This is a genomic window from Streptomyces sp. AA1529 (assembly GCF_000280905.1).
Lineage (GTDB): Bacteria > Actinomycetota > Actinomycetes > Streptomycetales > Streptomycetaceae > Streptomyces.
This window is the reverse complement of sequence record NZ_ALAP01000019.1, coordinates 45334-68155: the sequence shown is the minus strand read 5'-3', so window position 1 is coordinate 68155 and position 22822 is coordinate 45334. Positions and strand designations below refer to the sequence as shown.

General features: G+C 73.4%; 22 protein-coding genes. 6 read left to right on the top strand and 16 right to left on the bottom strand.

Annotated features, from left to right (window positions below; genetic code table 11):
- Window positions 1-29 precede the first annotated feature (29 nt).
- Complete coding sequence (locus A949_RS32620) at window positions 30-620, top strand: MarR family transcriptional regulator (RefSeq protein WP_019355055.1); 591 nt, start codon at window positions 30-32, stop codon at window positions 618-620.
- A 64-nt stretch (window positions 621-684) separates the two neighbouring features.
- On the opposite strand, the gene A949_RS0105745 is transcribed toward A949_RS32620, so the two are convergent.
- Window positions 685-1677 (bottom strand): hypothetical protein, encoded by a 993-nt coding sequence (locus tag A949_RS0105745; RefSeq protein ID WP_019355054.1) that lies wholly within the window; start codon window positions 1675-1677, stop codon window positions 685-687.
- 343 nt (window positions 1678-2020) lie between these two features.
- Between A949_RS0105745 and A949_RS0105740 the strand changes: the two genes are divergently transcribed.
- From A949_RS0105740 to A949_RS0105725, 4 genes are all read left to right on the top strand, one after another.
- The gene (locus A949_RS0105740) at window positions 2021-3304 is read left to right on the top strand and encodes an adenylosuccinate synthase (protein WP_026004374.1); all 1284 of its coding nucleotides are present in this window, start codon (window positions 2021-2023) and stop codon (window positions 3302-3304) included.
- A 99-nt stretch (window positions 3305-3403) separates the two neighbouring features.
- A complete protein-coding gene (locus A949_RS0105735; protein ID WP_019355052.1) occupies window positions 3404-4699 on the top strand; it encodes a hypothetical protein in 1296 nt (431 codons plus the stop codon).
- A 63-nt stretch (window positions 4700-4762) separates the two neighbouring features.
- Complete coding sequence (locus A949_RS0105730; RefSeq protein ID WP_019355051.1) at window positions 4763-5356, top strand: Uma2 family endonuclease; 594 nt, start codon at window positions 4763-4765, stop codon at window positions 5354-5356.
- A 291-nt stretch (window positions 5357-5647) separates the two neighbouring features.
- Complete coding sequence (locus A949_RS0105725) at window positions 5648-5902, top strand: hypothetical protein (RefSeq protein WP_019355050.1); 255 nt, start codon at window positions 5648-5650, stop codon at window positions 5900-5902.
- A gap of 107 nt (window positions 5903-6009) precedes the next feature.
- Here the strand turns inward: A949_RS0105725 and A949_RS0105720 are convergent, their stop codons facing one another.
- From A949_RS0105720 to A949_RS0105670, 11 genes are all read right to left on the bottom strand, one after another.
- Entirely contained in the window at window positions 6010-6723 is a 714-nt protein-coding gene (locus A949_RS0105720; protein WP_019355049.1) for an alpha/beta hydrolase family protein, read from the bottom strand.
- On the bottom strand, window positions 6720-8027 hold the full coding sequence (kynU, locus tag A949_RS0105715) for a kynureninase (RefSeq protein ID WP_019355048.1): 1308 nt from the start codon (window positions 8025-8027) through the stop codon (window positions 6720-6722). The genes A949_RS0105720 and kynU overlap by 4 nt, the downstream gene beginning before the upstream one ends.
- Window positions 8020-8841 (bottom strand): tryptophan 2,3-dioxygenase family protein, encoded by an 822-nt coding sequence (locus tag A949_RS0105710; RefSeq protein ID WP_019355047.1) that lies wholly within the window; start codon window positions 8839-8841, stop codon window positions 8020-8022. Before A949_RS0105710 ends, kynU begins: the two co-directional genes overlap by 8 nt.
- 191 nt (window positions 8842-9032) lie before the next feature.
- Window positions 9033-9446 (bottom strand): DUF3151 domain-containing protein, encoded by a 414-nt coding sequence (locus tag A949_RS0105705; RefSeq protein WP_019355046.1) that lies wholly within the window; start codon window positions 9444-9446, stop codon window positions 9033-9035.
- A gap of 192 nt (window positions 9447-9638) precedes the next feature.
- Window positions 9639-10670, bottom strand: coding sequence for a class II fructose-bisphosphate aldolase (gene fbaA / locus A949_RS0105700; protein ID WP_019355045.1), 1032 nt, complete (start codon window positions 10668-10670; stop codon window positions 9639-9641).
- Window positions 10671-10885: 215 nt separating this feature from the next.
- Window positions 10886-11428, bottom strand: a complete 543-nt coding sequence (pyrE, locus tag A949_RS0105695) for an orotate phosphoribosyltransferase (RefSeq protein WP_019355044.1) — start codon at window positions 11426-11428, stop codon at window positions 10886-10888.
- Window positions 11429-11475: 47 nt separating this feature from the next.
- Window positions 11476-12327, bottom strand: coding sequence for an aldose epimerase family protein (locus A949_RS0105690; RefSeq protein ID WP_051019392.1), 852 nt, complete (start codon window positions 12325-12327; stop codon window positions 11476-11478).
- Between the two features lie 48 nt (window positions 12328-12375).
- Window positions 12376-13374, bottom strand: coding sequence for a hypothetical protein (locus tag A949_RS0105685; RefSeq protein WP_019355042.1), 999 nt, complete (start codon window positions 13372-13374; stop codon window positions 12376-12378).
- Between the two features lie 149 nt (window positions 13375-13523).
- Window positions 13524-15050, bottom strand: coding sequence for a hypothetical protein (locus tag A949_RS0105680; protein ID WP_019355041.1), 1527 nt, complete (start codon window positions 15048-15050; stop codon window positions 13524-13526).
- Window positions 15051-15236: 186 nt separating this feature from the next.
- A complete protein-coding gene (locus A949_RS32615) occupies window positions 15237-15818 on the bottom strand; it encodes a DUF2617 family protein (protein ID WP_019355040.1) in 582 nt (193 codons plus the stop codon).
- A 416-nt stretch (window positions 15819-16234) separates the two neighbouring features.
- A complete protein-coding gene (locus tag A949_RS0105670; RefSeq protein ID WP_019355039.1) occupies window positions 16235-16546 on the bottom strand; it encodes a hypothetical protein in 312 nt (103 codons plus the stop codon).
- A gap of 148 nt (window positions 16547-16694) precedes the next feature.
- On the opposite strand from A949_RS0105670, the gene A949_RS0105665 reads away from it, so the two are divergent.
- Window positions 16695-17933 carry a pyridoxal phosphate-dependent aminotransferase gene (locus A949_RS0105665; RefSeq protein ID WP_019355038.1) on the top strand — a complete coding sequence of 413 codons (1239 nt, stop codon included), beginning with the start codon at window positions 16695-16697 and terminating at the stop codon, window positions 17931-17933.
- 66 nt (window positions 17934-17999) lie between these two features.
- On the opposite strand, the gene A949_RS36200 is transcribed toward A949_RS0105665, so the two are convergent.
- The 4 genes from A949_RS36200 to clpB all read right to left on the bottom strand — a co-directional run bounded on the left by A949_RS36200 (window position 18000) and on the right by clpB (window position 22725).
- Entirely contained in the window at window positions 18000-18350 is a 351-nt protein-coding gene (locus A949_RS36200; RefSeq protein ID WP_078565345.1) for a hypothetical protein, read from the bottom strand.
- The gene (locus A949_RS0105660; protein WP_026004371.1) at window positions 18347-18832 is read right to left on the bottom strand and encodes a hypothetical protein; all 486 of its coding nucleotides are present in this window, start codon (window positions 18830-18832) and stop codon (window positions 18347-18349) included. The genes A949_RS36200 and A949_RS0105660 overlap by 4 nt, the downstream gene beginning before the upstream one ends.
- 457 nt (window positions 18833-19289) lie before the next feature.
- Entirely contained in the window at window positions 19290-19820 is a 531-nt protein-coding gene (locus A949_RS0105650) for a YbjN domain-containing protein (protein ID WP_019355036.1), read from the bottom strand.
- A gap of 265 nt (window positions 19821-20085) precedes the next feature.
- Window positions 20086-22725 carry an ATP-dependent chaperone ClpB gene (gene clpB / locus A949_RS0105645; protein WP_019355035.1) on the bottom strand — a complete coding sequence of 880 codons (2640 nt, stop codon included), beginning with the start codon at window positions 22723-22725 and terminating at the stop codon, window positions 20086-20088.
- Between the last annotated feature and the right edge of the window lie 97 nt (window positions 22726-22822).

Below are 22822 nucleotides of genomic sequence, written 5' to 3'. Positions count from 1 at the left end.
GCGGGAAGAACGGGAAGAGACGGGCAGACGTGTCAGACGACTCCGCGGCGGACGACCGGACGACAGAGGACCGCCGGACGGCAGAGGACCGCAAGGCGACAGAGGACCGCCGGACGACTGCGGACCGCCGGACGACTGCGGACCGCCCGGAGGTGGCGGACTACCGCACGAGGGTGTCCCCCTTCGTCGAACGGTTCGCCGCCGACCTCACCGAGGCGGGCATGCAGCGCATGGCGTCCCGCGTCTTCGCCTGCCTGCTCGCCTCCGAGGAGGGCGCCCTCACCTCCGCCGAACTCGGCGACCGGCTCCAGGCCAGTCCCGCCGCCATCTCCGGGGCCGTGCGCTACCTCTCCCAGGTCGCGCTGGTCTCCCGGCAGCGCGACCCCGGCTCCCGCCGCGAGCGCTACATACTGCACCAGGACGTCTGGTACACCAGCCTGCTCAGCCGCGACCACGTCCTCGCACGGTGGCTGGGCACCCTGAACACCGGCGCGGACGACCTCGGCGCCGACACGCCCGGCGGACGCCGGGTGCGGGAGAGCGCGGAGTTCCTGGAGTTCATGCGCACCGGTCTGGAGGACATGCTCAACCGCTGGCACGCCCGCCGGCAGGCCGAATGACCGGCACCCGCGCCCGGGCGACAGGCACCCGCGCCCGTACCCGGGCGACCCGGACCGGAGCGGCTCACCCCTCCGGAAGCACCAGGTGCCAGGCCCGGGGCAGCACGGTCCAGGTACGCGACGCGGCGGGAGCCGCCGGAGCCCCGGAGTCGGCGTCCGCGTCGGCACGGTAGCGGAACCCCGGGAACCCCTCCGGCGCGGACACCGTGACGGTGTGCGCCCGCACCCGCAACGGCGTGCCCGCCAGCGGCTGGACGGACACCTCGGCGAGCCCGCCGGTCCCGGTCGTCCGCACCGTCACATCCGTCACCGGCCGGTCCGGACCGGCCACCACCGTGCCGTCCGCCTCCACCCGCAGCCGCTGGCCGCCGCGCACCGGCGGCCGGCGGAAAGCGGGCGGCGACGACGGCACGGGCCGCCCCGGGGCCGCCGGGGGCGGCCCGCCGTGCTCCCCGGACGCCCTCCCGCGCCCGTGGGCGAGCATCGTGCGCGCCAGGGCCTGGTACATCCGCCGCCACTGCCCGGGCTGCCCGGCACCGTCCGCGTCCGGCTCGGCGCGCTCCTCGCGGCGCGGCGGACGCACGGCCGGGGAGGCTTCGGTGCGCACCCCGCCCAGCACGACGCCGTCCTCGTCGTCGACCAGCAGATCCATGGGGTGCGGGTTGCCGCGCAGCACCGCACGGGCGGCCGAGACCGCGTCCAGCGGCAGTCCGAGGCTGCGCGCCAGGGCGACCGAGGGACCGTCGCCCACGGGCACCACCGACAGCGCCGTGGCCCCCAGCGCGCGCTCCCCGTGCAGATACCGGACCGCGTGCAGCAGGGCGCGGTCGTCACCGACCAGGACGGGGCGTCTGCTGCCGCGCCGGGCCAGCAGCCGCGGCGTCTGCGCGGGGTCGTCGGGCAGGCACAGCTTGAGACCCGGTGTCGCCGCACGCAGCACATCGCGTGCGATGCGTACGGACTCGGCATCCGTGAGCCGGGCGACGGGATCGACGACCAGGAGCAGCGGAACCTCCTCCCAGCTCCTGGAGCAGGTGCCTGCGGCGGCCCGGGCCACGCCCGCGGGGGGCCTCGCGGAATCTGGAGCCGACACCACGGTCCTTCCTCATGAATCCGGAGGGATCCGGATGGTTGCGACGGGTGGTACGGGTGATCCCGAACGGTGGTTGCGACGGTACTCACGGTGCTGCGGCGGTACTGGTTCGTACGCCCGTCCGGGCCGGAGCACTCCCCTGTTCGTCACCCGGGAGAATTGTTCGGTAATCTCTCGGTGCAAGAGCCCCTGCCGCTGTTGCGCCAGGGGCTTCCTCTATCTGGGGTACCGGACTGCGGCTCTTGCGAGGGTGCCGATCGGCGCCACCGCACGTGGGACATGCCCCGCCCGGAAGGGGTGTACGCCTGTGCCCGCACTTGTGCTGCTCGGTGCTCAGTGGGGTGACGAAGGCAAGGGAAAGGCCACCGACCTGCTCGGCGGCTCCGTGGACTATGTGGTGCGCTACCAGGGCGGCAACAACGCCGGCCACACGGTCGTCGTCGGCGACCAGAAGTACGCGCTGCACCTCCTCCCTTCCGGGATCCTCTCGCCGGGGTGCACCCCGGTCATCGGCAACGGCGTCGTCGTCGACCCCTCGGTCCTGCTCTCCGAGCTGAGCGGGCTCCAGGAGCGCGGCGTCGACACCTCCAAGCTGCTGGTGAGCGGTAACGCGCACCTGATCACGCCGTATCACGCGACGCTCGACAAGACGACGGAACGGTTCCTGGGCAAGCGCCGGATCGGGACCACCGGCCGGGGCATCGGCCCGAGCTACGCCGACAAGATCAACCGGGTCGGCATCCGGGTCCAGGACCTGTTCGACGAGTCGATCCTGCTGCAGAAGGTCGAGGCCGCGCTCGACTTCAAGAACCAGGTGCTCGCCAAGCTCTACAACCGCCGCGCGATCTCCCCGCAGCAGGCGACCGAGGAGCTGCTGGGCTACGCGGAGCAGCTCAAGGGCTTCGTCGCCGACACCACGCTGATCCTCAACGACGCCATCGACGAGGGCAAGGTCGTCCTGTTCGAGGGCGGCCAGGGCACGCTGCTGGACGTGGACCACGGCACCTACCCGTTCGTCACCTCCTCCAACCCGACCGCGGGCGGCGCCTGCACCGGCGCCGGCGTCGGCCCGACGAAGATCAACCGGGTCATCGGCATCCTGAAGGCGTACACCACGCGGGTGGGTGCGGGGCCGTTCCCGACGGAGCTGTTCGACGACGACGGCGAGGCGCTGCGCCGCATCGGCGGCGAGTTCGGCGTCACCACGGGCCGCAACCGGCGCTGCGGCTGGTTCGACGCGGTCATCGCCCGCTACGCGACCCGCGTCAACGGACTGACCGACTTCTTCCTCACCAAGCTGGACGTGCTCACCGGCTGGGAGCAGATCCCGGTGTGCGTCGCCTACGAGATCGACGGCGAGCGCACCACCGAGCTGCCCTACAACCAGAGCGACTTCCACCACGCCCAGCCGGTCTACGAGTACCTGCCGGGCTGGAGCGAGGACATCACCAAGGCGAAGACCTTCGGGGACCTCCCCAAGAACGCCCAGGCGTACGTGAAGACGCTGGAGGAGATGTCCGGAGCCCCCATCTCCGCCGTCGGCGTCGGCCCGGGCCGCGACGAGACGATCGAGATCAACTCCTTCCTCTGAGCCCCCCGGCTCGCCGGCTCCCCGCACCCGCGGCCTGCCGGCCCGCCGCCGCACGACCCGGACCGTGCGGCGGCGGGGCGCGCCACTACGCTGCACCGCGTGCAACTCGCCGTGGACGGCACCGTCGTCGTGTCCGTCCTCCTCGCCCTCGCCCTCGCCACCCGGCTCCCGCTCGCCGCGACCGCCCGGTGGCTGCCCGGCCCGCGCGCCGAGCCGCCGGCCGACCCGTCCGCCGGACCGCCGCACGGTGTGGGTGCCCGGCAGGGACGGCGGCGCTCCGCGCCCGGCGCGGGCCCGTCCCGCCGGGTGCCGGGACCGCTCGGGCTGCTCGGGCTGCTGGTCGGCGCGGTACTGCTGAACCAGATCGCCGTCGTGGTGTACATCCGGCGGGTGCACGGCGGCGACCCCGGCTTCGTCGCGCGGTATCTGCCGCCCGGCTGGTTCGAACTGCCCGCGGCGGACTGGCCGCCGACCCGGCTCGCGGCGCACTGGCCCTGGCCCGAGGCGCTGGCCGGCTCCGTGCTCCGGGTCCAGGCCGCCCTGGAACTCCCGCTCGTACTACTGGCCTTCGCGGTGGTGCTGCGCTGGCTGGACGACCGGCTGTACCGCCAGGTATTGGCCTCCCCGCTGCTGGTGGTCGCCGCGCTCGCGTACACGGCGGTCTTCTGCGCCGTCGAATGGGACCTGCGCAACCCGTGGACGACGGACGATCTGCTGATCCGGTGCGCGTCCGCACTGGTGACCCCGCCGCTGCTGGCGGCGGCGGCCCGACGCGGAGCACCCGGCCGCCCGCCGGACCCGGCGCCGCTGTCCGCGGGGCGGCTGCTGCTCTTCCTCGGGTCCCTCGCCTCCTTCGGCGGACTCGTCCTGCTCGCCTACGACACGCTGCTCCTCTACAACCTGGGACGGCTGGAGGCGCGGCTGCCCTTCGTCGCCGGATGCGCCCTCGTCCTCGCCGGATGCCGGGCGGCCGACCGGCGGCTGCGCACCGGCCCGGACGCGGGACCCGCCGTCGCCTTCCTCGGCCACGCCCTGCGCCGCTTCCTGCTGCTGTTCTTCGCCCCGGCCCTGGCCGTGCGGTACGGCGTCGTCTTCGGCACCCCGGCGCTGGCGGCCGGCGCCGGACTGCTGCTCGGCGCGGTGGCCGCGGCTCTCGCGCTGCGGGACACGCTCACCGCGGCCGCGGCCACTCCCGGGCGGCTGCTGCTGCGGCTGGCCGCCGCCGCGGTCGCGGGCACCGCCGCCGGTCGGGTCGCGGCACAGGTGATGAGCGGCGGCTACTACGAGACGGCGCTGCTCGCCGCCGCCGCGGCGTTCCTGGCGGTGGCGGTCGGCGTGTGCGTCCTCGGCGACGCCCGGGACGCGCGCCGTTCGCCCGTGCAAGTGAAAGTGTGAAGATCGTCCCCGGTGCCGGGTCCGGCCGGGCGAGGCTGGCTTTCGCCTGGAAGGAGGTGCAACATGACGGTGATGGCCGAGCGCACGTCTCACATGACGGCGGAGGAGTTCGAACGGCTCGCCTCCACCGCCCCCGAGACCGTCACGTTGGAGTTCATCGACGGACATGTCGGAGAGAAAGCCGTGCCGGACGGAGCTCACGCAGCCCTCATCATGTGGCTGCTGAGGCAGTGCATGCAGTCCCGCCCCGATCTGGACCTGGATCCCACCCAAGGGCTGAAGGTCGGCACCTATCGGAAGGGGAGGGCACGCCCGGACGGCTCCCTGGTACCCATCGACTATTTCGCGGACCAGGGCGAGTGGGCCGATCCCGCGGGTGTGCTGATGACCGTGGAGGTCACCTCCTACGACTCCGACACCGACCGGCGCGACCGGCGCGACCGGCAGGAGAAGCCCGCCGCGTACGCCGCAGCCGGCATCCCGGTCTGTCTCCTCGTCGACCGCGACCGGTACGAAGTCGTCGTCCACAGCAACCCGGACCGGGAAGCGGGCCGCTACCGCGACCTGCACACCGCGTCCTTCGGTGAAGCGGTGGTGCTCCCCGAGCCGGTCGGGTTCACGCTGGAGACGGAGACGCTGAAGAACTACGCCCGCTGACCCCGCTGACCCCGCCGGCCGCGCCGGGGCCGCAGCAGCGCCGCCGCACCGTGCGAGAGCGCGGTGGCGGCGGCGGCCGCGAGGCCGACGGCGAGGTCGCGAGAGGTGGCCGCAGGGCCCCACCCGCACCCCCGGTCGGCTCAGGTGCCGGATGGCCGGCAGGCGCCCGTGCGGGGTAGATGAGCGGCACGTACGGACTAATGATGATCGTTCCGGTGCGTGGTGTGGAAGAGGTCTCGACGCACAGCCAGAACCGCGCGAGACCGCGCACCAGACCCGCAAGGAGCACCCATGCGCATCCGCACCGCGACCGCAGCCGCCGTCCTGGCGACCGCCGCCGTCCTCGGCTCGGCGGGCACCGCCTTCGCCGGCAACTCCTGGAACTCGTACGCGCAGGACTTCAGCGACCACATCCTGAACGCGCGAGTGAGCAGCAGCGACAACGACACCACGTCCGTGAAGTCGTTCCAGAGCAACCACATCCACGACAACGTGGTGACGCACATCAACAGCGGCCTCGCCATCGGCGAGCTCGAGCTCGACTGAGTCCGCCGCTCAGCAGGGCGCCCCGCGCGCCCGCCTGCTCCGGCCCCGCGCCCCGCGCGGGGCCGGACGCGGGTGCGCCGCGGATGCGGACGGGTGGGGCCCGGGGGCTAGCGCAGCGACCTGACGAGCACGTCGAAGGCCGGGGTGCGCGGGATGATGGGCGCGTAGTGGCCCACGCCGGGCAGCAGGTGCAGCCGGGCGCCCCAGTTGTTGGCGTAGCGGCGGGACAGCTCGATGGGCACCTCCTGGTCGGCGGTGCCGTGCAGGATCTCCACCGGCGTGCGGGGCAGCAGCCGCATCGGGTCCGCCTCCGCCAGCGCCGCGGCGACCCGCTCCTCGCCCCCGAGGAAGTCCGAGACGACTCCGCCGTTCAGCCGCGTCGCATGGGCCCGCTCCAGGTCGGCGACCGGCGCCGCCACCACCACCCGCCCGGCGGCCCGCTCCCGCGCGGCCGCGGCCCACAGCGCGAGGTGTCCGCCCGCCGAGTGGCCGAACAGCACGCTGGGCGGAGCGCCCAGCAGGTCGAGCGCGGCACCGACGTCCTCGGCGGTCGCGGGCCAGCCGCCGCCTCCGCCCACCCTGCGGTACTCGACCAGCGCCACCGGTATGCCCTGGCCCGCCAGGGCCGCGGCGAACGGCGACAGATGGCTGCGGTCCCACTGCTCGCGCCAGAAGCCGCCGTGCAGCAGCACCACCCGGCCACCGCTCGCGCCCTCCCCGTACAGGTCGACGACCTGCGAGGGGTGCGGCCCGTACCGCTCCTGGCGCTCCGGAGGCGCCGCCGGGAGGGCCAGCAGCGCCTTCTCCTCGTCCTGGCTCATCGTGCTCCCCCGATCACTTCGCCCAGGACGCGGGCGGCGCGCTCGGCGTCCCGGAACGAAGTGTAGAGCGGGGTGAACCCGAAGCGCAGGACACCGGGGCGGCGGAAATCCCCGACGACACCGCGCGCGATCAGCTCCCGCATCACCGGTTCCGCCTGCTCCGGCGGATCGCACAGCAGCGCGATCTGGCTGCCGCGCCGGGCGTGTTCGGCCGGTGTCAGGGACCGGACACCGAGCGCGCCGCCGGCCGCATGGGCGGCGACGCAGCGCAGGAAGAAGTCCGTGAGCGCCAGCGACTTCGCCCGCACGTCCCGGATCCGCACCCCGTCCCAGACGCCGAGCGAGCTCTCCAGCGCCGCCATCGAGAGGATGTCGGGGGTGCCCACCCGGCCGCGTACCGCGCCGCTCGCGGGCGTGTAGTCCGGCGCCATGGCGAACGGGTCGGCGTGCGAGTTCCAGCCGGGCAGCGGGGAGTCGAACCGCTCCTGCAGGGCGCCGCGCACATAGAGGAAGGCGGGCGACCCGGGCCCGCCGTTCAGGAACTTGTACGTGCAGCCCACTGCGAAGTCCACACCGTGCGCGTCCAGGTCCACGGGCAGCGCACCGGCGCTGTGGCACAGGTCCCAGACCGTCAGAGCCCCCGCCGCGTGCGCGGCGGACGTGAGCGCGGGCAGCGCGCGGAGCTCTCCGGTGCGGTAGTCGACGTGGTTGAGCAGCACGGCGGCGGTGCGCGGGCCCAGCGCGGCGGGCACCTCCTCGGGCGGTACGGCGCGCACCGTGCAGCCGGTGAGCCGGGCCGCGGACTCGGCGATGTAGCCGTCGGTGGGGAAGGTCGCCGCGTCCACCAGCAGCTCTCCCCGGTCCGGGGCCTGCTCCCGCGCGATCCGGACCGCGCCGACCAGCGCCTTGAGGAGGTTCACGCTCGTCGAGTCGGAGACGACGACCTGCCCCGGCCCGGCGCCGACGAGCGGCGCCACCAGTTCGCCGACCCGCTCCGGCATCGTCCACCAGCCGGACTCCGCCCACGAGCGGATCCGCAGCCGGCCCCACTCGCGGGAGACGACGTCCGCGAGCCGCGCCTCGACGGCCTTGGGCAGCGCGCCCAGGGAGTTCCCGTCCAGGTAGACGGTGGCGGGGTCGAGCACGAACCGCTCCCGCAACGCGGCGAGCGAGTCTGCGGCGTCCAGGGCCTGTGCCTCCGCGGCGAGTGCCTCGGCAGCCGGGCCCCGGGCGGCCGGGCCCTCGGCGGCCGGGCCCCGGGCGGTCGGCGCTTCCGACGCTTCGGCGGGTCCGCGGTCAGACATGGCTGCGTGCCGTCCACAGCTCGGGGAAGACCTGCTTGGCCGCCCGCTTCTCCAGCCAGGCGACCCCGGACGAGCCGCCGGTGCCGACCTTGGCCCCCATCGCCCTGCGGGTGGCCACGAGATGGTCGTTGCGCCAGCGCCACACCAGCTCGGCGACCTCGGTCAGCGCCTCCCCCAACCGGTGCGCCGCGGCGCCCGGGTCGCCCGCGTAGACACGCACCCAGACCGCCTCGACTCCCGGGTCGGGCTCGTACCGGGCGGCGACGTCGCGGCGCAGCACCGCCTCGGGGACCTCCGCGCCGTGCCGGGCCAGGAACCGCAGCGCCTCGTCGTAGAGGCTCGGCTCCTGGAGCGCCTTCTCCAGCTCCGCGTGCACCCGCGGCGCCCCGCGGTGCGGCACCAGCATGGAGGCCGACTTCTCGCCCAGCAGGAACTCCATCCGCCGGTACATCGCGGACTGGAAACCGGACCCGTCCCCCAGCGCCGCCCGGTAGGCGTTGAACTGGGCGGGGGTGAGATGCGCCAGCGGCTCCCAGGAGGCGTTGAGCGACCGCAGCTCGTGGGTGGAGCGCTTCAGGGCGGCCAGCGCGCCCTCGGTGTCGTCCCGGCGCAGCGCCGCGGCGGCCGTCTGCCACTCGTGCACGATGACGGTGAACCACAGCTCCATCACCTGGGTGGTGACGAGGAACGCCAGCTCCCCGGGATCGTCGGAGAGCGGCTCCTGGAGGTGGGTGAGGACGTCCGCGCGGACATAGTCCTCGTAGGGTGTGGTGCCCGCGAAATCCAGTACCGGGGCATCGGGGTCGTGTGACATCGCTGTCTCCACTCACTGTGCTTCCGGGTAGCGGTCCGCCCCTTCCGGATAGACATCGGAGCCCCGGTCCCCTCGGGCCCCCACGGGCCCACTGGGCATCATGCGCGCTACGCGGCGGCGGCGGCAAGGTCACCGGCTGTACGCAGGCACCCTCACCGCCGCCGTGCACCCGCCGGCCACCGGCCGCGGGCTCAGCCCAGGGTCGCGGCAGCGGTGGGCGAGCTCTCCTTCAGGAAGGAGGAGCAGCGCTCGTACTCATCCTGCTCCCCGATCGCCTCGGCCGCACGCGCGAGGGCGTGCAGCGCACGCAGGAAGCCGCGGTTGGGCTCGTGCTCGAACGGCACGGGCCCGTGCCCCTTCCAGCCGCTCCGGCGCAGCGCGTCCAGCCCGCGGTGGTAGCCGGTGCGCGCGTAGGCGTACGACTCCACGACACGGCCCGCCTCGAACGCGTCGTCGGCGAGCTGCGCCCACGCCAGCGACGAGGTGGGGTACTGCGCGGCGACCTCGGAGGGCGCCGTCCCGGCGGCGAGCAGCTCGCGCGGCCCGGGGTCGTCGGGGAGGTGGGTCGGGGGCGGACCCCCGAGCAGGTTCTCGTGAATGGCCATGGCCCCAGTGTGCCTGTACCTGTCCGCGCAGCGGACACCGCGCCGCCCCACCCGCGCCCGGACGCGGAAAGGCCCCCGGCGTACCGGGGGCCTTCCGGGAGGTCGCGGGCCGTCGCGGGTACCGCGGCGGGGCGTGCCGCGCCCGCGCGGGGCGTCGCGGGCGGGCGCGGGGGCGTCGCGAACGGGCGCGGGCTACTTCATACGGGTGCCGGTGGAGCGGAGGTTGCCGCAGGCGGTCAGGACGCGCTCGGCCATCCCCTTCTCGGCGGCCTTGCCCCAGCTCCGCGGGTCGTAGACCTTCTTGTTGCCGACCTCGCCGTCGATCTTCAGCACACCGTCGTAGTTGCTGAACATGTGCGCGGCGACCGGCCGGGTGAAGGCGTACTGGGTGTCGGTGTCGAGGTTCATCTTCACCACGCCGTTCTGCAGCGCGGTGGCGATCTCCTCCTCGGTGGAGCCGGAGCCGCCGTGGAAGACGAAGTCGAACGGCTGGCTGCCCGCGGGCCTGTCGAACTTCTCGGAGACGCCCTGCTGGAGGTCCTTGAGCAGTTCGGGGCGGAGCACCACGTTGCCCGGCTTGTAGACACCGTGCACGTTGCCGAAGGAGGCGGCGAGCAGGTAGCGGCCCTTGTCGCCGAGCCCGAGCGCCTCGGCGGTGCGGACGGCGTCCTCGACCGTCGTGTACAGCTCGTCGTTGATCTCGTGGGTGACGCCGTCCTCCTCGCCACCGGTCGGGGTGATCTCGACCTCAAGGATGATCTTGGCGGCGGCCGCCTCGGCGAGCAGCTCCTGGCCGATCGCCAGGTTGTCCTTGAGGGTCTCGGCGGATCCGTCCCACATGTGGGACTGGAAGAGAGGGTTCTCGCCCCGCTCGACCCGCTCACGGGAGACCGCCAGCAGCGGGCGGACGTAGCCGTCGAGCTTGTCCTTGGGGCAGTGGTCGGTGTGCAGGGCGATGTTCACCGGGTACTTCTTGGCGACGATGTGCGCGAACTCGGCGAGCGCGACCGCGCCGCTGACCATGTCCTTGCTGTACTGCCCGCCCAGGAACTCGGCCCCGCCCGTGGAGATCTGCACGATGCCGTCGCTCTCCGCCTCGGCGAAGCCGCGGAGCGCGGCGTGCAGCGTCTGCGTCGAGGTGACGTTGATGGCGGGGTAGGCGAACGTGCCCTCCTTCGCCCTGTCGAGCATCTCGTTGTAGACCTCGGGGGTTGCGATGGGCATGAGACCGCTCCTTGGGGGTGCGTGGTGATCCGGCTTCGGCTCAACGGAACGACGTCATCGTCGTGCCCATCTTCCCAGACGGGGCCGGATGCTCCGGACGAGTGAGTTCACAAATGCACTTAATGCGCAGCAGGGCGCACTACTCGCCGTTCCGCGCGACACATTCCACCCGAATGCGTTTCACGTGAAACAGCAGCCGCGGACAGGCCGGACGCTCAGGCCAGTTCGAGGTCGGACAAATCGAACGCATGGACATACGGCACTCCGGCCCGCTCCATCGCCCCGGCCGCGCCGCGCTCCACGATGGTCGCCACCGCGACCACCTCGGCACCCGCCTGCCGGGCCGCCTCGACGGCGGTCAGCGGCGAGTTCCCGGTCGTCGAGGTGTCCTCCACGATCAGCACCCGGCGCCCCGCCACATCCGGGCCCTCGATCCGGCGCTGCAGCCCGTGCGCCTTGCCCGCCTTGCGGACGACGAACGCGTCGAGGTGCCGGCCGCGGGCAGCGGCGGCGTGCAGCATCGCCGTCGCGACCGGGTCGGCCCCCAGGGTGAGGCCGCCCACCGCGTCGAAGTCCAGATGCTCCGTCACATCCAGCATCACCTGGCCCGCCAGGGGCGCCGCCTCCCCGTCCAGGGTGACCCGGCGGAGGTCGACGTAGAAGTCGGCCTCCGCACCCGAGGAGAGGGTGACCCGGCCGTGCACCACGGCCTTGTCCTTGATCTGCCGCAGCAGCGCGGCGCGCACGTCGTCGTTCATGGGACCTCAGCCTATGCGCCCCCGGCCCGCGCCCCGGCAACCACCACCTACAGCCGCTGCCAGCTCCATGTGGTCGTCAGCTCCAGCGGGTCCAGCGGGGTCACCTGGCGCGGGTGGGAGTTGAGCCCGTCGGGGGGACCGCTCTGCGGCTCCACGCAGACGGCCTCCGCCGGCTCGTCGTAGACCACCACGTACTCGGCGCGCGAGGTGATCCGCAGGGACAGCTCGGAGGGCCAGGTGAGGGTGGCGTCGACACCGCCCGGCATCCCGAAGCAGTCGTCCCACGGCCCCGGCTGCGGCGCGATCCGCTTGCCGGTCGGGATGTGGTCCTCGCCCCGCTCCTCCTGCCACTCCGGCGAGAAATCGAGCCGGACGTCCTCCCCGCCCTTGCCGAGATTGCGGAGGAACCAGGGATGCCATCCGGCCTGCGCCGGGAAGGAGACGTCGAAGGTCTCGACGGCGAGCTTGAGGGTGAGCGAACCGCCGTCCTCGGCGAGCTCGACGACCTGGGTCACCCGGCCCTCCCAGGGCCACGGGTCGGTCAGGTCGTAGGTGAAGGACGCCTTGGTGTCGGTGCCGCCGGGCGCCTGACGCCAGACCGCGTCGCGGACGGTGCCGTGGAGGGCGTGCGGGCCCGCCCCGGCATCCGGCCGGGAGGAGCCCCCGTTCAACGGCAGTTGGAACATCTCGCCGCCGTTGCGGAACCGCCCCTGCGCGGTACGGCCGCACCAGGGCGCCATCACGAAGGAGCCGTACTGCGGCCCCTGGCGCAGGAGTTCGGTGCCGCCCACCCGGAGGGAGGCGAGCCGGCACCCGCGCCCGGGTTCGACCGACACCTCGGTCCCCTGGGCGCTGAGCACAACGGACGTGGCTTCTGCGGAGGTGGGCAGATCAGTCATACAGCGACCATAACGGCGGTGTCAGCAACCCCGCCGCAAGACCCGCTGTCAGCGCCGTCGCCGGAGCACCCGGCCGAGCACGACAGCGCCCGCCACCATCGCGGCGGCGGCCGGTGCGGCCCAGCGCAGGGTGGCGGTCGCCGAGCCCTGCTCCGGGGCCGGGACCGGGGCGTAGCGGCCGCGCGGCGGGGCGTGGTCCACCTCCTCCGCGCTGCGCCCGATCATCGTGCGCCGGGCGTGCGCGGCCTCCGCGTTGAGCCCCTCCGGACCGCCGTCGGGCCCCTCCGGACCACCCGGCTCGTCCGCCCCGGCCGTCCCGCCCGTTCCCTCGGCCGCGTCCAGCTCCGACTCCTCGTCGCGGCCCAGCGACGAGGGCGGCACCTCGGTCTCGAACAGCGGGGTGCGCTCCGGCTCCGGTTCCGGCTCCGGGATTCCCGGGATCGCCCGCTCGTTGTCGCCGGGCGCGCCGATACCGCCCGCGACCGGACCCTCGCGGCCCTCCGGTCCACCGTCGCCGGACGCGCCACCGGGCGCTTCCGCCTCCGGACTGCCCGCGGGCGGTTCGGCGCGGATGCTGTCGCCGAGGGCCGCGGCGAACCTGTCGAGCAGCCGCACCCCCGCCGACGTGGCCGTCTTCTGCTCGAACGCGGCGAGCCTGCCGGTACCGGTCACCGTGCCGACGCAGACCAGCGCGGTGCCCTCGCCGTCGTCGGCGGACCGCGGCTCGACGGAGAGCGCGAGTTCGACGGTGCCCTCACCCCGGGCCTCGCCGCCGCTGCCCTCCACCTCCAGCCGCTCCAGCGCGTCGGGAGCCGCCGCGGGGCCGGTGCCGCCGTGCGGAGTGAGGGTGAGGGCGCCGCGGTAGGTGATGGTCGAGCCGCCGATCCGGACCTTCAACCGGCCGGCCACCCGCTCGGCCCCCCGCCCGTCGGCCTGCTCCTGCTGCTCCTGCTGGAAGCCGGGCACGCAGCGGGCGACACGGGCGCTGTCGGTGAGGGCGGCCCGCACCGAGCCGACGGAAAGCGGTACGTACACCTCGTGCTCCATGGGCCGGAGCCTATTACCCAGCGGTGCGGCGCACATATGACCGGGCCGCATCTTTCCCACACCCGTGTGGGCGGGCCCGCTCCGCACCTCGGATCCGGGCCCGGCGCGGTCAGCCGATCGGCCCGGCACGGGCGGTGCGGGCGGCCGCGTCAGCCCGGATAGCGCGGGTGCATCAGCGTGGAGGGGCGGGCCCGCGGATCGCCCTGCGGCAGCGAGGCGGTCCGGCCCCCGGCCGGTTCGCAGTCCTGCGGCGCGGGCCGGGCGTGCCGGGCCAGCAGGAACCCGCCGTCGTCGGCGGCGTCCGGGTAGGGGCAGGGGCTCAGCTCGGCGGCCCGCAGGGTGGCGTGCACGGTCCAGAAGGCGCGGACCCGCTCGGCGGGCGCGCCCGCCCGCACGGCGAGGCGCCCCTCCTCGGCGAGCACGCGTGCGGCGAGACCGTAGAACTCCTGCGAGTACAGCTCGGGGCCGGCGACCCGCGGGGCGGCCAACGCGGAGATCACCACATCGAACGGGGCGGCCCCGGAACGCACCCGGTCGCGCAGCCAGTCGAAGGCGTCGGCCCGCACGAACCGCACGCGCCGGTCCTCCAGGGCTCCGCCGTTGAGGGCGCGCAGCCCCGGATCCCGCCGCGCGAGCCGGACGACACCGGGGTCACTCCCCACCACCGTGACCTCGCGCACCTCCGGGTGGCGCAGCACCTCGCGCAGCGCGACCCCGTCACCGCCGCCGACGAGAAGCACCCGGGCGCGCGGGCCGCCGGACAGCGCGGGCCGGACCAGGGCCCGGTACTCGGCGCGGGCGCTGCGGCCCCGCAGCACCAGCGCACCGTCCCGGAACAGCCGCAGCTCGCCCGCCGCCGGCCACTCGCCGCGGGTCGCGCCGCCGGTCAGGACGAGTTCCTGCCGGTCGGTGCGCACGGCCACCCGGACGTCCTCGCCGAACACCGCCTGCCGCGCGGCGTGTTCGAACGGCCCGGCGAACGCCGTGCCCGCGAGCAGCAGGAGGAGTACGCAGCCGTTGGCCGCCAGCAGCCGGCAGCGCACCGGGCCCGTCAGATCGTGGCGGAAGAGCCACTGCACGACCAGACCTCCGGCCACCGCGTTCACCACCCCGGTGAGCAGCGCGCCGGTCAACTCCCCGGCCAGCGGCAGCAGCAGGAACGGAAAGGTCAGCCCGCCGACCAGCGCCCCCACGTAGTCGGCGGCGAACAGGTCGGCGAGGGCTCCGCCGGGGTCCTGCGCGCGGATCCGCTGGATCAGGGTCATCAGCAGCGGCATCTCCGCGCCGATCAGCACTCCGATGGTGAAGGAGATGACGACCAGCGCCACCCGGGCTCCGCCCAGCCAGGCGAAGGAGGCGTACATCCCCATCGCCGAACCGCCGCCGACCAGCGCGAGCAGCGCCTCGACGCAGCCGAAGCCCGCGGCGGCGTGGCAGCGCAACCGCTTGGCCAGCAGCGAGCCGACGCCCATCGCGAAGACCATGACGGACAGGACGACGGACGCCTGGGTGACCGAGTCCCCGACCAGCGAGGAGGCCACGGCGACCAGTTCGAGTTCGTAGACGAGACCGCAGGCCGCACACACGAACACCGAGGCGAGGACCAGGCCGCGCCCGAACCCCGCGGGGACGGGCAGCCGCGGGCTCTCCACGGAGGGCGGTGGACGGTCGATCATGGGTGCACGCTACGTCACATCATAGACACCTTAGGTCACTCACATGAGTGCTTCCGGCGGGGGCGGTCTTCCCGCCGGACAGGGCCCGGAGGGGCTCTCGGCACACCGCGCGCGGAGCCGTCCCGGGCCGCGCCGCGCGGGTCGTACCGGGCCGGGCGTGCCGGCCGTGCGCCGGGCCGGATCCACTCAGGCCATGGCCGGGCCGCGGCGGAGCGGGATCACGGAAGCCCCCTCCGGCCCCGGGGCTCCGCCCGTCCCTCTCCGTGCCCGGGTGGCCACCCGGGTCCGGGTCGAGACCAACGACCCCTCCTGCGGATAGGAATGCCAGGTGCGCCAGCGGATCTGCCCCTCGTGCCGCTGGACGAGCAGCGCGGTGAAGGCACTCGGCGCCCCGGGGAACGTCCCCGCGAAACCGTGGGGGTGGTCCGCGACCAGCGCGAGCAACTCCTGTGCGCGCCCGGAGAACGAGCTGGGCGACAGCCGCTCGACGCGGGCCGCGAACTCGTACTCCCAGCCCGTGAAGCGCTTGGAGACGCCCAGCGGGAGCGGGGTGCTGCTGCCCGGCAGGCAGGCGACGGTCTCGCAGCATCCGCCGAAGTCGTCGCCGAGCAGGACCTGATGCGAGGCGCCCAGCAGCCGCAACTGCACGTGGGTGCCGTCCAGTTCGACATCCATGCAGGCGAGTGCGGGCAGCGGCGCACGACCCAGGTCCCAGGCGAGGTCGTGCGCGCGGGTGTCGGTGTAGGCGGTTTTCAAAGTGGTGAGCATGGGTCGGCTCCGCAGACACGCAGGGAGGAGTGGGCCGCCCCACCCCTCGATCTCCCGCACCTCCGGGCCGGGGACCAGGAGGCGCGGGGACGACAGTTCACGATTCACCGAATCACGGAAACGCCGTACCCACAGCGCTTTTACCCAGGTTCTACGGATTTCCATCCCATAGGTATGGATGAGGTCATGTGTTCCCTTCCCGTCCGACCACCGTCGGCCACCCGCGGAGCTGCGGAGCAGGGCGCCGCCCGGGCGCGGAGCACCGCACCGCGGGGCACAGAGCACCGGAGGCGGAGCAGGGGCGCGGGCGCGGGTCGCGGTTGCCCGGGCGCGGGCGCGGAGCCCGGGCGCGGGCGCAGGGCGCAGGGCGCGGAGTCCGGGCGCGGGCCTCGTCGCGCGCCGTCCGCGCGAGGGCTTCAGTCGCCGTCGCCGTACGACCCGTCACCGCCGTACGGCCCGTCATCGCCGTACGACCCGTCATCGCCGGAAGAGGGGTCGCCGTCGCCCGAAGCGTCACCGCTCCGCGAAGCGCCGCCTCCGTACACCGGGCCGCCGCCGGTCGGGATGTCGCCGTCGTACGCGCCGCGGTTGCCGCGGCCGGATCCGGCCCGCCGGGAGCCGTCGCGAGGCGGGCGGCGCCGCGGACGGCCGGAGAGGGCCGGCCTGGCGAGCACCGCGACGAGGGCGAAGGCGGTGACGATGCCGACGAACACCAGAACCTGGGACATGGGCGCTTCCCCCTCGAAGTTCCGTGAACGGCAATTCCCTTCTCGTACAACCGTGCTGCCGTCCGCAGGCGTAGTCGGCTTCTGCCCGCTGCCGCCGGTGGGCAATGCCGGGTTGAGGAAGACCAGAGCTTGCCGGAGGATGGCTGCCATGACTGCTGGCCACGCCGCCGCCCCGGGAGCGCCGGGGGCCGCGGACGCCGCCCGGACGGAGTCCGGTGAAGGGCGCCCGCTGCTCAACCGCCGCCTCGCCGGGTTCGGCACCACGATCTTCGCCGAGATGTCCGCGCTCGCCGTCCGGACCGGCGCGATCAACCTGGGCCAGGGGTTCCCCGACACGGACGGCCCCGAGGAGGTCCGGGAGGCCGCGGTCCGCGCGTTGCGGGACGGCCGGGGCAACCAGTACCCGCCGGGTCCGGGCATCCCCGAACTGCGCACGGCCGTGGCCGACCATCAGCGGCGCTTCTACGGCCTGCACTACGACCCCGACACCGAGGTGCTGGTCACCGCGGGCGCCACCGAGGCCATCGCCGCCTCGCTGCTGGCGCTGGTCGAACCCGGCGACGAGGTCATCGCCCTGGAGCCGTACTACGACTCCTACGCGGCCTCCATCGCGATGGCGGGCGGCACCCGGGTGCCCGTCACCCTGCGCCCCCGGGACGGCACCTACCACCTCGACCTGGACGAACTGCGGGACGCCGTCACCGACCGCACCCGGCTCCTGCTCCTCAACACCCCGCACAACCCCACCGGCACCGTGCTGCGCCGCGACGAACTGGCCGCCGTCGCCGAACTGTGCGTGGAGCGCGATCTGCTCGCCGTCACCGACGAGGTCTACGAGCACCTCGTGTTCGACGGCGCGCACCACCCGCTGGCGGGCTTCCCCGGGATGCGGGAGCGCACGGTCACCATCTCCTCCAGCGGGAAGACGTTCTCCTTCACCGGCTGGAAGGTCGGCTGGGTCACCGGCACCCCCGCGCTGGTGACCGCCGTACGCGCGGCCAAGCAGTATCTGACCTTCGTGTCGGCGGGACCCTTCCAGTACGCCGTCGCGGAGGCCCTGGCACTGCCCGACAGCTACTACACCGACCTGCGCGAGGGCCTGCGCCGCCGCCGGGACCTGCTGGCCGGCGGACTGGCGGAAGCAGGCTTCGCGGTGCACCGCCCGCAGGGCACCTACTTCATCACCACCGACATCCGCCCGCTCGGCGCCACCGACGGAGTCGCCTTCTGCCTCGCCCTCCCCGAGCGCGTCGGCGTCGTCGCCGTCCCCACCCAGGTCTTCTACGACCACGCGGCGGAGGGCGCCCCCTACGTCCGCTTCGCGTTCTGCAAGCGGGAGGACGTGCTGGACGAAGCGGTGGCACGCCTCAAGCAGCTCGCGCCCTGACAGGCGTCGGGCATACGTGCCCGGGGCCGGTGCGAGGAGAACCGTCGCCCCTGGACCAAACCGACTTCACTCGGTGTCCTTCGGGTGCCGTGGAGAGGCATGGACAAGGATCACTGTGGATGTCTCCACGCTGACCGGATAGCGGACTCGGCCGCCGCTGGTGACCTCGTACTCCCACTGCTCCAGATCAGAGCCCTTCCACACTTTGGTCGCGTGCCTTCCGCGCAACTGGTGCTGCCGGTTCCAGTTGGTCCGGCAGAGAGGATCCGCACGCAGCGCGTCCAGGCAGCGATGCGCGCTTGGTAACGCCACCCGACACAGTTCCTCCCAGCCTGTCACCGCGTCCGTGCACCCGAAGACGACGTTCCACCCGGTGAGAGGAGGAACGCTGACTCGATCCCCTTTCTTCGGGCTCACGCACGCACCTCGACCTGGCCGAGATCATCACCTTCGAGCGGGCGCAGAGATGCACTGAGCTGGTCGGGATCGGCATTGATGCGGGCCGTGGCACGCCAGGAGACGATCGCGCGGTGCACGGCTTCCCCCGCCCCCAACTCGGCGGCGTCCGAGAGTGCTTCGAGGAGCTCGACGGTGAAGCCCCGCACCTCCTCCGCATCCAGGTGACGCACCCAGGGGAACACCTCGGGCAACGCGAGAAGGAGCGACTTGACGCCCTCGTCCTGCTTCATCAGCGCGAGAAAGAGCCGTGAGGCGGTGGTCAGGTTCTCCTCGGCGTTCTCCGCGCGGAGAACGGTGGTCAGCACCATGTCCGGCGCGTCCCGATGCGTGACGCGAAGGCTCCCCAGGGCAGCAGCTCTGGCCGCAATACCTCTCGGGTTGCGGGAGAGGTCGGTGAAGGAGACGGATTCCGCTTCGTCGTCCAGGCGCACAGCAGACATAATCAGAGCTTACTCAGACTCTGCTCTGATTTCTAGTCCAGGCTGCTCGCCCGTCCCCGGTGTGCGCTCGGACGCGTGCTGCAAACGGGAGGACGTGCTGGACGAGGCCGCGCGGCGGCTGCGGGGTGTGGCGGGCACCGGCTGACCCGCCACCCCCGGTGCGCGAGCCCCCCGTGCCCGCGCCCCCGTACGCGGGACCCGCTCTCCCCCCGTGCTTCCCCCGTTCCGCGGGTCCCGCGCGCCTGTCCAGGAGTCTCCCGGCACGGGATGCCGCGCGGTACCTGACGGATGTCAGGGGTCCGGCGGGGACCGGGGAACGGAAGCCGGGAGCCGCCGGGAGGGGAGCGGGCGCAGCAGGCACGGTGCGGGTCCGGGCGCCGGGGGCGCGGACAGGCGAAGGGCCGGGCGCATCCCGGGGATGCGCCCGGCCCTTCGGGAACTCGGGGTGCCGACGCCGTTACGCGTCGCCGCCGTCGCCCTCGGAGGAGTCGATGTCCTTCTCCAGGCCGAACTGCTCCACCAGCCACTTGTCGAACTCGATGCTGGCGCGCACCCAGCTGACCGTGGACGAGACGAAGTGCTCCAGCGAGACGCCCGTACCCACCAGCATCTGCGCCTCACCGATCAGCCGGACGCTGCCGTCGTCGTGGGTGTGGCTGTAGACCTTGGGCCACAGGGTGCGGCGGTTCCAGTCGTCGATGGCCTCCAGCAGCTTGGGCTTGTCCTCGATGGTGTGCGGCCGGTCGTAGAACGTACGGACCGAGAAGACCTGCTGCTCCGCCTCACCCCGGAACATGAAGTAGGTGCGGAACTCCTCCCACGGCGCCGCGAGGTCTCCCTCGTCGTCGACGACGTACTTCAGCTCCATCTGGTCCAGGAGCTGCTTGACGAGGTCCTGGTCGGGGATGATCGGTCCGGTGGGACCGGACTCCTCCGGCTCCTCGGGCTGGCCCCCGAAGTTCGGGATCGAGGACGGGTCGATGCTCACGTGGGTGTTCCCTTCATACGGCTTCGGTCATCCTCCCGCACGGGCCCCCCGCGGTGACAACCCTGGGGGTCCGGCCCGGCCGGGGCGGCGGAGGGGCGGCGCCCGCTGCGTGCGGCACCCCGCCACCCTTTCACCGTTTCACCGGTTCCGGCACCGACGCCCCGGAATGCCCGGGGCGGCCGGGCGGCCCCGCCGTCCGGGGCGCCGGGCCCGGGGTGCGGGAGGCGGGCTGCGGAGGGCCCGGCGGCCGGCCCCTCCGAGGGGGTCAGGCCCCGGCGGCCGCTGCGGCGGCGGAGCCCACCACCAGGCCCTCCCACCCCTCGACGTGATCCACCCGGACGGTGTCGCCGTCGCGTACCTCGCCCGCGAGGATCTCCCGGGCGAGCTGGTCGCCGATGGCGGTCTGGACGAGGCGGCGCAGCGGCCGGGCACCGTACGCGGGGTCGTTGCCCTCGGCGGCGAGCCAGTCCAGCGCGGCGGGGGTGACGTCCAGCGTCAGCCGCCGCTCGGCGAGGCGGGCCTGCAGGGCGTCGACCTGGAGCCCGGCGATCCGCCGCAGCTCGTCCCCGGCCAGCGCGGAGAAGACCACCAGGTCGTCCAGCCGGTTGAGGAACTCGGGCCGGAAGGCGGACCGGACGGCGGCGAGCACCTGTTGGCGCTTCTCCTCCTCCTTCTCCAGCGGGTCCATCAGGAACTGGCTGCCCAGATTGGAGGTGAGGATGAGGATGGTGTTGCGGAAATCGACGGTGCGGCCCTGGCCGTCGGTGAGCCGGCCGTCGTCGAGGACCTGGAGCAGCACGTCGAAGACCTCGTGGTGCGCCTTCTCCACCTCGTCCAGCAGGACGACGCTGTAGGGGCGGCGCCGCACGGCCTCGGTGAGCTGGCCGCCCTCCTCGTAGCCGACGTACCCGGGCGGCGCGCCGACCAGCCGGGCGACGCTGTGCTTCTCCCCGTACTCGCTCATGTCGATGCGGACCATGGCCCGCTCGTCGTCGAAGAGGAAGTCCGCGAGCGCCTTGGCCAGCTCCGTCTTCCCGACACCGGTGGGGCCCAGGAACAGGAACGAGCCGGTGGGGCGGTCGGGGTCGGCGATGCCCGCCCGGCTGCGGCGCACCGCGTCGGAGACCGCGCGCACCGCCTCCCGCTGCCCGATCAGCCGCTTGCCGAGCTCCTCCTCCATCCGCAGGAGCTTCTGCGTCTCGCCCTCCAGCAGCCGGCCGGCCGGAATGCCCGTCCAGGAGGCGACGACGTCGGCGATGTCGTCCGAGCCGACCTCCTCCTTGACCATCTTGCTGTCCTTGCCGGACTGGCCCGCCGCGATCTCCTTCTTGGCCTCTTCCTCCTCCTCGGTGGCGGCCGCCAGCTCCCGCTCGACGGCCGGGATCTCGCCGTAGAGAAGCTTGGAGGCGGTGTCGAAGTCGCCGTCGCGCTGGGCGCGCTCGGCCTGACCGCGCAGCTCGTCCAGCGTCTCCTTCAGCTCACCGACCCGGTTGAGGCCCTGCTTCTCCTTCTCCCAGCGGGCGGTGAGCCCGCGCAGCTCCTCCTCCTTGTCGGCCAGCTCGCGGCGCAGCCGCTCCAGTCGCTCGACGGAGGCGGGGTCGGTCTCCTTGTCCAGGGCCAGCTCCTCCATCTTGAGCCGGTCGACGGACCGCTGGAGCTCGTCGATCTCCACGGGTGAGGAGTCGATCTCCATCCGGAGCCGGGACGCCGCCTCGTCCACCAGGTCGATGGCCTTGTCGGGGAGGAAGCGGGAGGTGATGTAGCGGTCCGAGAGGGCGGCGGCGGCCACCAGCGCGCTGTCGGAGATCTGCACCTTGTGGTGCGCCTCGTACCGCCCCTTGAGCCCGCGCAGGATCGCGATGGAGTCCTCGACGGTCGGCTCGGCCACCAGCACCTGCTGGAAGCGGCGCTCCAGGGCCGGGTCCTTCTCGATCCGCTCGCGGTACTCGTCCAGCGTGGTGGCGCCGACCATCCGCAGCTCGCCGCGGGCCAGCATCGGCTTGAGCATGTTGCCCGCGTCCATCGCCGAGTCGCCGCCCGCGCCCGCTCCGACGACGGTGTGCAGCTCGTCGATGAAGGTGATGATCTGGCCGTCGCTCTCCTTGATCTCGGAGAGCACGGTCTTGAGCCGCTCCTCGAACTCGCCGCGGTACTTGGCGCCCGCCACCATGGCACCCAGGTCGAGGGCGACCAGCCGCTTGTTCCGCAGCGACTCCGGTACGTCGCCCTTGACCACCCGCTGGGCCAGCCCCTCGACGACGGCGGTCTTGCCGACACCGGGCTCGCCGATGAGGACGGGGTTGTTCTTGGTGCGCCGGGAGAGCACCTGCACCACCCGGCGGATCTCCTGGTCCCGGCCGATGACGGGGTCGAGCTTGCCGTCCCGGGCCGCGGCGGTCAGGTCGGTGCCGAACTTCTCCAGGGCCTTGTAGGTGCCCTCGGGGTCCGGGTTGGTGACCCGCCGGCTGCCGCGCTGCGCGCTGAAGGCGTCCAGCAGCTTCCGGTCGTCGGCGCCCTGCTGCGCGAGCAGCTCGCCGGTGGCGCCGCCCTTGGCCGCCAGCGCGATCAGCAGGTGCTCGGTGGAGACGAAGCTGTCGCCGAGGTCCTTGGCGCGCTGGGCCGCGTCGGCGATGACGGCGAGCAGGTCGCGGTCGGCCTGCGGCCGGCTCACCGTCTGCCCCTGCACGGTGGGCAGGGCCGCGAGCAGCCGTTCGGCGCCCGAGCGCAGCGCCGCCTGGTCGGCCTCGACGCCGGCGATCAGATCCTGGATGTTCTCGTTGTCCTCGCCCGTGAGCAGGGCGAGCAGCAGATGGGCCGGGGTGATGTCGGGGTGCCCGTCGCTCACCGCCCGGTCGTTGGCCGCGCCGATGGCGTCCCGGCTCTTGTTGGTCAGCTCCGCGTCCACTGTCCTGCGTCCTCCTCCAGTGCTGGCTGCGGGTGCCGTGCCCTGGCGCCCCTGCGCCCCGATCACCGGCACTTGCTACCCATAGCATGCAACAAGT

Excerpts from the sequence above, each read along its gene's own strand:
- A949_RS0105730 (WP_019355051.1), top strand. The coding sequence starts at position 4,763 with ATGACGGTGATGGCCGAGCGCACGTCTCACATGACGGCGGAGGAGTTC.
- A949_RS0105725 (WP_019355050.1), top strand. The coding sequence starts at position 5,648 with ATGCGCATCCGCACCGCGACCGCAGCCGCCGTCCTGGCGACCGCCGCC.
- A949_RS0105720 (WP_019355049.1), bottom strand. The coding sequence starts at position 6,723 with ATGAGCCAGGACGAGGAGAAGGCGCTGCTGGCCCTCCCGGCGGCGCCT.
- kynU (WP_019355048.1), bottom strand. The coding sequence starts at position 8,027 with ATGTCTGACCGCGGACCCGCCGAAGCGTCGGAAGCGCCGACCGCCCGG.
- A949_RS0105710 (WP_019355047.1), bottom strand. The coding sequence starts at position 8,841 with ATGTCACACGACCCCGATGCCCCGGTACTGGATTTCGCGGGCACCACA.
- A949_RS0105705 (WP_019355046.1), bottom strand. The coding sequence starts at position 9,446 with ATGGCCATTCACGAGAACCTGCTCGGGGGTCCGCCCCCGACCCACCTC.
- fbaA (WP_019355045.1), bottom strand. The coding sequence starts at position 10,670 with ATGCCCATCGCAACCCCCGAGGTCTACAACGAGATGCTCGACAGGGCG.
- pyrE (WP_019355044.1), bottom strand. The coding sequence starts at position 11,428 with ATGAACGACGACGTGCGCGCCGCGCTGCTGCGGCAGATCAAGGACAAG.
- A949_RS0105690 (WP_051019392.1), bottom strand. The coding sequence starts at position 12,327 with ATGACTGATCTGCCCACCTCCGCAGAAGCCACGTCCGTTGTGCTCAGC.
- A949_RS0105685 (WP_019355042.1), bottom strand. The coding sequence starts at position 13,374 with ATGGAGCACGAGGTGTACGTACCGCTTTCCGTCGGCTCGGTGCGGGCC.
- A949_RS0105680 (WP_019355041.1), bottom strand. The coding sequence starts at position 15,050 with ATGATCGACCGTCCACCGCCCTCCGTGGAGAGCCCGCGGCTGCCCGTC.
- A949_RS32615 (WP_019355040.1), bottom strand. The coding sequence starts at position 15,818 with ATGCTCACCACTTTGAAAACCGCCTACACCGACACCCGCGCGCACGAC.
- A949_RS0105670 (WP_019355039.1), bottom strand. The coding sequence starts at position 16,546 with ATGTCCCAGGTTCTGGTGTTCGTCGGCATCGTCACCGCCTTCGCCCTC.
- A949_RS0105665 (WP_019355038.1), top strand. The coding sequence starts at position 16,695 with ATGACTGCTGGCCACGCCGCCGCCCCGGGAGCGCCGGGGGCCGCGGAC.
- A949_RS0105660 (WP_026004371.1), bottom strand. The coding sequence starts at position 18,832 with ATGTCTGCTGTGCGCCTGGACGACGAAGCGGAATCCGTCTCCTTCACC.